Consider the following 10,442-nt stretch of genomic DNA (forward strand, 5'->3'; position numbering starts at 1 on the left):
CGAGCAGGGAGGACCCGCTGGTCGGGTCGACGGCCGCCAGCAACCCGGTCATCGGGGCCCCGGTTCGGCCGTCCGACGGTCCGGGCGCCGTGGCGCCGGAGAACTGGACACGTCTCGAACGCTACTCGGGTGGCCGTCCGGGCACCGGGTGGGACCGGTCGCCGGCCCCGTACGCCGCCGCCGACCCGGGAGGATTCCCAGGTCGGCGGGGTGGTGGCGGGTGGTGCCGCGGTTCAGGCGGCGGCGGTCGCCGGGGTCGCGGTGCCGTCGGTGCGGCGGCGGGCCAGCCGGCCGGAGACCCGGTAGGCACCGACCATGAGGACGACCACGGCGGCGGTCTCCGCCGTGCCGTAGACCCAGGTGGAGGCGCTGACCTCCTTGGCGGGGAGCTTCGGCAGCTTCTTGGCCGGGATGGGGGTGGCGGACTGCTCGGCCGCCCGGGCCTGGAAGGCCTGGTTGCGGGCGGAGCCGTGCAGGAAGGGCGCCACGAACAGCAGCGTCATCCCGAGCAGCACCTCGACCGCGACGACCAGCGGGAACCGGCGCAGCAGCAGCGTGGCCGGCGGGCGCTCGTCGCCCTCCTCGCGCAGCGCGTCGATCTTGGGGTGCAGCCAGAACTGGTTGACCATGCCGAGCAGCAGCAGCCCGCCGAAGATCAGGATCTTCACGCCGAGCACCCGGCCGTACATGGTGGTGACCAGCTGGGTCGGGCCGTCCACGTGCGCCCAGTACAGGAACAGGCCGGACAGGGTGATACCGGCGACGCTCGCCATCGCGGTGACCGAGAAGCGGCGGATGGCGGCCGACCAGAACGGGCGGCGGCCGGCGGCGGGCACCGCGCCGGGGAAGGCGAGCAGCAGCAGACCGGCGAGGCCGCCCAGCCAGACGCCGCCGCCCAGCAGGTGCAGCATCCAGACCAGGGTGTCGAAGCTGGTGCGGCCCCAGTCCGCGGGCGTCCTGGTGGGGAACTTGGTGGTGCCGAGCGCGACGGAGGAGGCCGCGAGGCCGGCGGACAGCAGCCACCGGCGCGCCGGTCCGGCCGCGATCGACCGGACCACCAGCGGGGCGACCAGGGCGGCGCCGGCCAGTGAGAGGGTGACCTCCAGGCCGGACAGGCGGCCGGCGTTGCTGCCGTCGAAGAGGGTGTCCCAGGCGGCGGCGTAGTCGTAGCCGTGGGTCTTCGAGGCACCGTGCGCCAGGTCGGTGAGGACGGCCGGGACGGCCAGGACGGCGAGGACGGCCGCGGCCAGCGAGAGCCTGGCGGTGACCGCGGGGAGTGCGGCGGGCGCGGTACGGGCGGCGGCCGGGCCGGCGGACAGCAGGGCGAGGGTGGTGAGCCCGACCGCTCCCATCAGGGTGACCCAGGTGGTCCAGGCCACGGCGCTATCGATGAACGGGCCGAGCGGCGTCGAGGGCGCGGCCGCTGCCAACGACGTCAGGGCAGGGGGAACCAGAGGCGAGGGCACGGGGGGTGGCCTTCCTTGCTGTGAGTGGGGGAGCAGGAGCTTAGGTTAGCCATGCCTAATTAGAGGCGCAACCACCCGCCCGGGACTGTCGACGGCCACGGCCGGGACCGTCGGGACACCTGTGACCTGCAGCGTTGCCGGTGGGGCCGGTGGGTCGGGCGCTCTCCCTTGGGGCGGTGGCGTGCTGACGGTGCGTCCGGTCATGCCGGTGCGCCGTCCGGCGTACACCGGTTCGCTCCTTCGGGGGGCCTGTCGTGTCCACGGTCGGTCATGGGCGGGTCAAGAGATCGCCCGCATGTCACTCTGCGTTACCGAATGAACCGGTCCCACGAGGAGGCAGGCAGGATGCTGAACAGGATGCGACAACGGCTGGCCGCGGCAGCGGCGGCGGGCCTGGTGTCCGGCCTGCTGCTCACGCCCGCTCCGGCGGCGGCCGCGCCCCCGCCCGTCCCGCTCGGACTGACCGTCACGGTCAGCATGGACTGGTTCGAACGCTTCGAGGTCCCGGACTCCGGGATCGACGAGGAGGGCGAGTTCTTCCCCGAGGTCACCATCGGCGACGGCGCCCTGCAGACCGGGCCGATCGTCTCCGACGACGCCTTCCACCCGAACACCGTGCGCGAGCACTGGGTGTTCGACCAGCACCTCACCCTGCCCGCCGGCCAGACCTCGCTCAGCATCACCGTCGGCATCAAGGACGACGACGACGGCCTCGGCTTCGACGACGACCGGATGGACATCAGCCCCACCAACCAGGACGTCGAGCTCAACCTCACCTACAACGTGCTCACCGACACCTGGTTCGGCGACGGCATCGGGCACGGACCCGGGCCGGACTCACCCTGCACCGACCGCGACGGCCACCCGCAGGGCCAGGCCTGCGCCGTCGGCGACGGCGACCCCAACTTCCCCGAGGCCGGTGACGGCAAGCGCGCCGCCCTCGGGCTCACCATCACCAGCAGCGCCCACAGCGACGCCGACCAGGACGGCATCGCCGACCGCGACGAGAGCTACGGCATCCGCAACGCCGACAACTCCACCGCCGTCGACCTGCCCGCCTTCGGCGCCGACCCGCTGCACAAGGACCTCTTCCTCGAGCTCGACCACAGCGGCAACACCGCCCCCTCCCACGAGTCCCTCGAGGTGGTCCGGCGCTCCTTCGAGCTGGCCCCGCTGCCGAACCCGGCCGGCGGCAACGGCATCCGCCTGCACGTCGACTCCGGCGGCCGCTACGACGCCACCGCGATGGAGGGCCCGCCGCAGGGCACCTGCACCGACGGCATCGACAACGACGGCAAGGACGGCGCCGACGGGGCCGACCCCGACTGCACCTTCCGCGACACCGGCGTCGAGGACTTCAAGGCCACCTGCGGCAACGGCATCGACGACGACGGCGACGGCAAGACCGACGCGGTCGACCCGGACTGCCTGGCCGGCGAGAACCTCGGCGGCGGCGGGGTGATCCCGGCCGTCGACAACTGCGGCTTCGACCCCGCGTTCTTCCAGAGCAAGGCCACCAATTTCGCCGCCGTCCGCCAGCGTGCGTTCAACTACGTCATCTACACCTCCAGCCACACCGACTCCGACGGCGCCGGACCCGACACCGACTGCGGGATCGGCGGCCACGGCGGCGGTACCGACATCGTGCTGTACCGCAACGACCCCGCCGCGCTCATGCACGAACTCGGGCACAACCTCGGCCTCGACCACGGCGGCAACGAGGCCCACAACTGCAAACCGAACTACGTCAGCGTGATGAACTACGACCTCAACTCCGGCATCCCGCGCGCCGGCGGCGGTGTGGTCGTCGACTTCTCACCGGCCCGGATCGCCCTGGACGGCACCTCACGCGGCAAGGCGCCGCTCGACGACCTCAAGGAGAACGACCTCCACGAGGACCGGGTCCTCGACCCGAACGACGCCGTCAACAACTTCGTCTTCATGGACGACACCGGGGTCAAACGCACCACCCCGCTGAACCGGAACCCGGACTGGAACGGCGACAACCCGGCCGGCTACGGCGACGACGGTGCCCAGCAGATGTCGGTCAACGTCGACGCCGCCGGCCCCGCCGACTGCACCAACAGCACCAAGGACAGCCTGCTCACCGGCCACGACGACTGGAAGCTCGTGCAGAGCTACCTGCCCGGCCGCTTCCCGAAGCCGGGCAGTGCCCCGCCGGTGCTCGAGTCGCGGACCTTCCCGACCAAGGCCGAGGCCGACCGGATCCGGGCCGTCAACAACACCACCGACCTCTCCGTCTCGCTCACCGACGCGCCCGACCCGGTCATCGCCGGGACGAGCCTGACCTGGACGGTCACCGTGGCCAACCACGGCCCGAACCCCGCCACCTCCACCCGGGTCACCACGACCCTGCCCGCCGACGTCACCAACCCGACCAGCAGCGTGCCCTGCACGGTCACCGGCGCCACCGTCACCTGCAACCTGTCCGAGGTCGGCCTCGGGGCCACCCGGCAGTACACCATCACGGCGGACGTCCCGGCCGACCTGGTCCACCGCAACGGCGGCCCGAAGACCATCACCGCCGGCTCCACCGTCGACAACCTCGCCGGGCCCGACGCGAAGCCCGCCGACAACACCGCCACCGCCGACACCAAGGTGGTCGCGGTCGCCGACCTGGCCGTCACCGGCCTGGCCGCCCAGGCGCCGCCCACCCAGCTGGTGATCGGCCGGCACCTCGACGTCACCCTGCACAGCACGGTCGCCAACCTCGGCCCGTCCAGCCCGATGGACGCCACGGTGCGCACCGACGCCCTCCCGGACCCCGGCGCCACGGCGACCCCCGCCTCCGCCACCCGGACCGTCGCCGCGCTCGCGGTCGGCACCCCGCAGCCGTCCGATGCCGTCTTCTCCCTCGGCTGCGACCGGCCCGGCTCGCACACCTACCGGTTCACCAGCTCGATCGCCCCGGCGCGGCCCGACGACACCGACCCGGTCGCGGACAACAACCGGCGCTCGGCGGAGTTCACCCTGGACTGCATCGTCCCGGTCGCCATCAGCGTCGAACCGGAACGCGCCGAGAACCTGCTCCTGGTGCCGAACGACACCGTTCCGGTGGCGGTGCTCACCACCACCGCGGGCGAGTACGGCCTGCCGCTGGCGTTCGACGCCACCACCGTCCAGCCGCTGACCGCCCGCTTCGGGGCGCGCGACGCGGTGTACGCGGGGACGGGCGGCAGCAGCGAACCGCACCGGCAGGGCCACCCGATGGACGTGGTCGAGCACACCGAGCACCCGGCCCAGGCCGTCAAGGACGGCGACCTCGACCTGCTGCTGCACTTCGACACCGAACACTCGGGCCTGCGGCCGGGTGACGGCGAGGCGTGCGTGAAGGGCTCGTACACCGACCGGGCCGACGGGCGGACGTACCGCTTCTTCGGCTGTGACAAGGTCCGGGTGGTGCCGTTCCCCTGACCGGCGGGTGACCCGGCCGCACCGGCCCGCGACGGCGGGCCGGTGCGGCGCGGTGCGGCTCAGCAGGGCTGCACCGCCTCGGGCCGGGCCGGCACCAGCGAGGTGGTCACGATGCGGCGGTTGGCCCGGCGGAACTCCGCCGCCACCCGGACGCAGCCGCGGCACTCCTCCAGGTGCTGGGCCAGCTCGCGTCCGCGCCGCCGTCCCGGCCGCCGGACGGCGCCGGCCAGCAGCGCCGTGAAGTAGCGGCACTCGAGGTCGGTGCCCTCGTCGACGTGGGCGCGCAGGTACGCCTCGCGCAGGCCCTCGCGGGCGCGGGCGGCCAGCGAGCGCACCCCGCTCGGCGTCATGCTCATCCGCTGGGCGACGGCGGCCGCCGGCTCGCCCTCCACCACGAAGAACCACAGCAGCACCTGCCACCGTTCCGGGAGCGAGCGGTAGGCCCTGGCGATCAGCGCGGTCTCCTCGGCGGCCAGCAGCGCGCCCTCGGTCTCGGCGTCCCCGGCCAGCCGCTCGGCCCAGGTGTTGAAGTCCTCCGGCAGCACCACCCGGTCCCTGGTCTGGGCGCTCCACTCCATCGCGGTGCGGCGTACACAGGCCATCAGGTACGGGCGCCAGGCGTGGCGGGGGCCACGGCCGCGGGCGACGGACAGGTAGGTGCTGGCGTAGGCCTCGGCGGCGAGGTCCTGGGCGGTCTGGGGGTCGCGGCAGTAGCTGCGGGCGTAGGCGAGTACGGCGCTGTGGTGGCGCTTGAACACCTCGGCCATCACCTCGCGGATGCGGGAGCCGCCGGTCGCGGTCGCGGTGGGGAGCACCGCCGCGAGTTCGGCGTCGCTCAGTGTGCTCAAGCCCGATTCGAGGGTACTGGTACGAACGGTCAACTTGTTCCTCCTCAGGTCTGGCCATCTCGCGTGGGGGAGTTCGCGGGGCCTGGCCGGCGCTACGGCGCACGGGCCGGGACGGGGAGCTGCCCGGTTGAGGGCATCGACGACGGTCTGCTGCGGGACCGTCGGGACGGTGTGGCAGGAAGGGCCACAGCACACCAGTCCCACGGGTTTCCGGGCAACAGGCGTCGGACCGCTCCCGCATCCGGTGATTCCGGATCCGAATGTGGGGAATCCGCATGCGGGGTGGCGGAGCCGCGTACGGGCCGCACTTGACGCACCGTGAGGCAAGTCGCCGGGCCCGTCGGCACCGTGGCGAGGCCCCGTCAAGTGCGTCGGCCCGGGGATAACGGAAATACTCATACAGCATTTGCATGGTCGGCAGGCGTTTCGGCGCGGGTTTCCTGACGTGCCACCAGTTTTCGCGGGCGGTGCCCGGCGGGGATCCCCGCCTCGCGCTGTCCCGCCGTGATCCCCCCGTGGGGACCACAAAGGGTGAGGGTTCCCACCGGCGCCGGCCGGTGGGAACCCTCACCCGTGGTTCGTTCCGCTGTCCTCCTCTCCGTGTTCCGCGGTCACCCGCTACCGGTGTGGGAGTGGGCGCCGGTGTGGTCGACCCCGCCCACCACGGTCCCGCCGAGCAGTCCGTGCAGCAGGTCGGTGGTGGTGTCGGACAGGACGACCACCCACCTGTCGCCCACCAGGTACGACCCCCCGTAGGCCTTCGCCTCCGAGGTCCAGGCGTCCTGGGCGCCCGTGGTCGGGAAGGTGGCGATCCAGATCTCCTCCCCGTCCGAGGTGCAGACGCCCTGCCGGAGGTCGGCGGCATCGGTGGTGATGTCGGCGGTGCAGCCGATCCGCCGTGCCAGGTCCTCCACCGAGCTGCGGCCGGCGGCGGCCGCCCGGGACGTCCCGGCCAACCCGCCCGGCCCGCTGAGGAGTTCGACGACCCCCAGGACCAGTAGGAAGACCAGGGCGACCCACTGGAGAACCGTGCGGACGGACGGGAGGCGGGTGGTTGCCGCGAGGGTGCTGTCCGGGGCCGTCACTTGCCGGTGGCCGCCTTGCCGGCCGGGTTGATGGCCGACCACACGCCGCCGATGCCGTTGCCGAGGGCGTCACCGGGGCCCTGGTCGCCCGAGTAGAGGTACACGGGCGTGCAGTTGATGCTCAGCTGCCAGGTGCCGTCCGGCCGCTGCATCTTGCCGACCAGCTTCGGGTCGATCCCCTTGATCTTGTCGGCGTCCACCGGCGGGGCGGCCGGCCAGGTCTTCAGGCAGTCGCCCTCGCAGTTGGAACGCATCGGCCAGGCGGTGTCCTTGGCGAAGTGGTACAGGGTGCGGCCGTTGGCGTCCACCATGATCTGGCCGAGCTGGGGGTGGGTCATGAGCGAGAGCTGAACCTTGGCCTGGGTCGGCTGCGGCATGGTGGTGGCGGGGGCGGGAGTGGCCGGCGCCGGGGTGGCCGGCGCGGGGGTCGCCGGGGCGCCGCCGGCCTTGGCCTTCGAACCGTCGGGGGCGAGCGCGTTCCAGGTGCCGCCGACGCCCTGGCCCTTGGTGTCGCCGGGCGCGGTGTCCTGCGCGTAGCGGTAGGCCGGCCAGCCGCCCACGGTCAGCTGGCGGCTGCCGTCGGCCCGGGTGACCTCGCCGAGCTTGCTCGCGTCGACGCCGCTGCCGGCGGTGGTGCCGTCCTTGAGGACCGGCGGCCAGGTGGTGGCGCAGGCACCGGAGCAGTTGGACATCGGCGGCTTCGCGGTGTCCTTGTCGAAGCGGTACAGGGTGAAGCCCTGGGAGTCCGTCATGACCGCGCCGAGCTGGGCGTCCATCCGGACGGCGAGCTGCCCGCCGGCCTGTCCGGCACCGGCCGCCGACGGGGAACCGGAGGCACCGGCGTCTCCGTAGGAGCCGTACGAGCCGTAGCCGCCCGCCCCGGCCGGGGCGGGGGGCGCGCCGACCAGCTGCCCGGGGTCGGCCGACCGGTTGTTCGGGCTGGCGCTGCTGCTGGAACTTCCGAAGGCCGCCATGAGCACGAGGCCGGCCAGCAGGAGGCAGACCGCCACGAGTCCGTAGCGTTTGGTCGTCGTCGTCAAGGTGTTCCTTGCCTTTCCATCGGTGGAGCCGGGGGCTTTCGAGGGAATGCGGAATCGGTCGGGTCGGGACCGGCCCGGGTGGGGCCGGGCCGGTCGGGGCGGGTGTTTCACGGGCAGGGGGTGGCCGGGGGATACGGCCGGCCTCGGTGGCGCCGGGGGCGGCTCACTGCATCCGCAGGGCCAGCGCGGGGCAGCGGTCGACGGCCCGGGCCGCCTGCTGGAGCAGCTGCGGGGGGACCGGCATGGTGCCGGCGGCGGGGAAACCGTCCGCACCCAGGCTGATCACCTCGGGCAGGACGCTGGTGCACAGGCCGTGGGCCTCGCACAGGGTCCAGTCCACGACGATGGTCCCGGCGCTCTCCATGACCGGCATCGGGAGCACGTTCTGCACGGACCGCCCGCAGCCGTACTGGTAGGAGTGCAGTTGGAGGTCGTCGTCGAAGACCTCCAGCGCGGAGGCCACGAACCGGGACGCGGCGTCCGGGTGGCTGCACGCGCCGCGGCCGGTGACGGCGCGCATCCGGGTCTCGACGGCGTCAAGGGCGGCCCGGCCGCCGCCTCGTACCACCTCCTCCAGCGCTTTGACCAGGGCGGGAAGGCCGAGGTAGCACGGGCCGCACTGGCCCGCGGTCTCGTCGGCCATCCAGCGGGCCACCCGCAGGGCCTCGCCCAGCGGGCAGGTGTTCTCGGGGAGGGGCAGGATCGCGCCGGCGCCCAGGGCGCCGCCGAGGCTCTGGAAGGACTGGCGGGAGACCACGGCCTGGGCGGCCGCGTCGGGTGTCAGCCACTTGCCGTGGTAGCCGCCGACCAGGACGCCCTGGCCGATCTCCATGCCGAACATGGTCAGCAGTTCGGCGAGCGGGACGCCGGTGGGGGCCTCCACGACCTGCTTGCCGGCCAGCGTGAGCAGGACCGTCCCGGGCTCCGCCGGGAGTCCGACTTCTCGGTACACCAGCGCGCCCAGCCGTGCCGCGGCCGCGAGTTGGGCGTACGTCTCGGCGTTGGACAGCAGGGTCGGCAGGCCCCCGACCCCGCTGTCGCTGGTCCGTACGCCACCGCCGCGGGGCAGCGCGATCCCGCTGGTGATGCCGCGGGCCAGTGCGCTCCCCTCGCCCGAGACGAACCGTTCGGGGAGCCGGGTGACGGTGACCGGGAGCCGGGTGGACCTGCGTTCGGCCACCGCTCTGCGCAGGGACTGCTCGGTGTCGGTCCGGGTGACCCCGAGCACCACCTGCTCGGCGTCCAGTGCGGTGGCGGCCAGCAGCGCGCCGTCCAGCACCAGGTGCGGGGCGCGCAGCAGCAGCGCCGCGTCCTTGAGACAACTGGGTTCTCCTTCCGTTCCGTTGACCACCACGACCGGGCGGCCCTTGCGGCGGGCGGCCGCCTTGACGACGGCCCGGATCTTGCGGGCGAACGGGAAGCCGGCCCCGCCCCGCCCGCGCAGGTTGACGTTCTCGGCCAGGTCGGCCAGCTCGTCGGCCGGCATCGACGGCAGCCCGCCGTGGACGACCAGGTGCGAGCGGTAGTCCAGCCGCTCCTCGCGCTCCAGGCCCGCGAACAGCACCGGGCGGCCCAGCCAGGCGATGGGTGCGCCGCTCATCCGTCCTGCCGCCGTCGCTCGGAGCCGACACCGACGGTCGGCCGGGTCTCCGGCTCGGGCCGGACCGGGACGGCGGCCCGGCGCAGCGAGCCGCGGTCCTGGAAGGCGAGCCGCAGCGCCAGCGCCACCACCACGCCCGCCACCGCGAGGCTGTACAGGATGGACACCCAGCCGGCGGGGAGCCGGCCGGCGTTGAGCCCGTGGATGAGGCCGGCGCCCCAGGCCGGATAGGCGCAGATGTGGACGATCCGCCAGCGTCCGGCCTCGCCGGTCCTGGCCAGCGCCCCGCGGGCCGCGCCTGCCAGGGCCACGGCCAGCAGGACGTAGCCGGCCAGGACGCCGAGGCCGAGCACCACCGGCCGGTGCGGGTCGGCGAAGGGGATGAACGCCGACACCGCGCCGATCTGGTCCTGGATCAGGTTCATCCACACGTGCAGGACCAGGAAGACCACGCCGGCGATGCCCATCGCCCGGTGGATCGCCTGGGCGGCCAGCCGGTGGACCGGGTGCAGGAGCAGCCGGTCGGTCGCCGCGAGCCCCCACAGGACGGCGGAGGAGAACGACACCAGGGCGATGACCCCGGCCGCCACGCCGAGGAACGCCTGCAGCGCGCCGTTGACGGCGACCGCCGTCAGGCCGAGCCCCGCGGCGAGCAGCGGGAGCAGGGACCACACCGTGCGCGGGCCGGCGGTGCCGGCCTCGGCCTGGTCCCCGGCGGTGCCGGCCGGTGTCTGTCCGTCCTGGCCGCTGCGGCCGGCCGTGGCCGGTCCCTCGGCCGAACGCCGCGAGCGGCGTCCTTGCCCTGTCAACATCTGCTGAGTCCTCCGGCGTTGTGGCTGGTCCGGTTCGGTTCACCGGTCGAATGCGGGTGGGGCTGGGGGGCCGGGCCGCGACCCGGGTGGGCCGCGGGGGGTGCCGCGTCCGGGTGCGCCGGGCAGGTCCCGGCGGGGGGGGGCGGGGGTCATCCG

7 protein-coding genes are annotated in these 10,442 nt (G+C 73.7%); 1 reads left to right on the forward strand and 6 read right to left on the reverse strand.

The window, feature by feature from the left end:
• Positions 1 to 233: 233 nt before the first annotated feature.
• Positions 234 to 1,430 (reverse strand): CopD family protein, encoded by a 1,197-nt coding sequence (locus tag AA75_RS29915; RefSeq protein ID WP_206743455.1) that lies wholly within the window; start codon positions 1,428 to 1,430, stop codon positions 234 to 236.
• A gap of 381 nt (positions 1,431 to 1,811) precedes the next feature.
• On the opposite strand from AA75_RS29915, the gene AA75_RS29920 reads away from it, so the two are divergent.
• A complete protein-coding gene (locus AA75_RS29920) occupies positions 1,812 to 4,901 on the forward strand; it encodes a M66 family metalloprotease (RefSeq protein ID WP_033823430.1) in 3,090 nt (1,029 codons plus the stop codon).
• Positions 4,902 to 4,960: 59 nt separating this feature from the next.
• On the opposite strand, the gene AA75_RS29925 is transcribed toward AA75_RS29920, so the two are convergent.
• The 5 genes from AA75_RS29925 to AA75_RS29945 form a co-directional block, all read right to left on the reverse strand.
• Positions 4,961 to 5,749, reverse strand: coding sequence for an RNA polymerase sigma factor (locus AA75_RS29925; protein WP_051813727.1), 789 nt, complete (start codon positions 5,747 to 5,749; stop codon positions 4,961 to 4,963).
• Positions 5,750 to 6,360: 611 nt separating this feature from the next.
• Positions 6,361 to 6,834: a hypothetical protein gene (locus tag AA75_RS29930; protein ID WP_051813729.1), complete on the reverse strand. Its 474-nt coding sequence runs from the start codon at positions 6,832 to 6,834 to the stop codon at positions 6,361 to 6,363.
• A complete protein-coding gene (locus AA75_RS29935; protein ID WP_233289254.1) occupies positions 6,831 to 7,874 on the reverse strand; it encodes an SCO0930 family lipoprotein in 1,044 nt (347 codons plus the stop codon). The genes AA75_RS29930 and AA75_RS29935 overlap by 4 nt, the downstream gene beginning before the upstream one ends.
• Before the next feature lie 163 nt (positions 7,875 to 8,037).
• Positions 8,038 to 9,474: an NADH-quinone oxidoreductase subunit NuoF family protein gene (locus AA75_RS29940; RefSeq protein ID WP_033823431.1), complete on the reverse strand. Its 1,437-nt coding sequence runs from the start codon at positions 9,472 to 9,474 to the stop codon at positions 8,038 to 8,040.
• Positions 9,471 to 10,286 carry a hypothetical protein gene (locus AA75_RS29945; RefSeq protein ID WP_051813731.1) on the reverse strand — a complete coding sequence of 272 codons (816 nt, stop codon included), beginning with the start codon at positions 10,284 to 10,286 and terminating at the stop codon, positions 9,471 to 9,473. The genes AA75_RS29940 and AA75_RS29945 overlap by 4 nt, the downstream gene beginning before the upstream one ends.
• Positions 10,287 to 10,442 lie beyond the last annotated feature (156 nt).

The organism is Kitasatospora sp. MBT63, assembly GCF_000710465.2.
Taxonomy (GTDB): domain Bacteria; phylum Actinomycetota; class Actinomycetes; order Streptomycetales; family Streptomycetaceae; genus Kitasatospora.

Excerpts from the sequence above, each read along its gene's own strand:
- AA75_RS29920 (WP_033823430.1), top strand. The coding sequence starts at position 1,812 with ATGCTGAACAGGATGCGACAACGGCTGGCCGCGGCAGCGGCGGCGGGC.
- AA75_RS29940 (WP_033823431.1), bottom strand. The coding sequence starts at position 9,474 with ATGAGCGGCGCACCCATCGCCTGGCTGGGCCGCCCGGTGCTGTTCGCG.
- AA75_RS29945 (WP_051813731.1), bottom strand. The coding sequence starts at position 10,286 with ATGTTGACAGGGCAAGGACGCCGCTCGCGGCGTTCGGCCGAGGGACCG.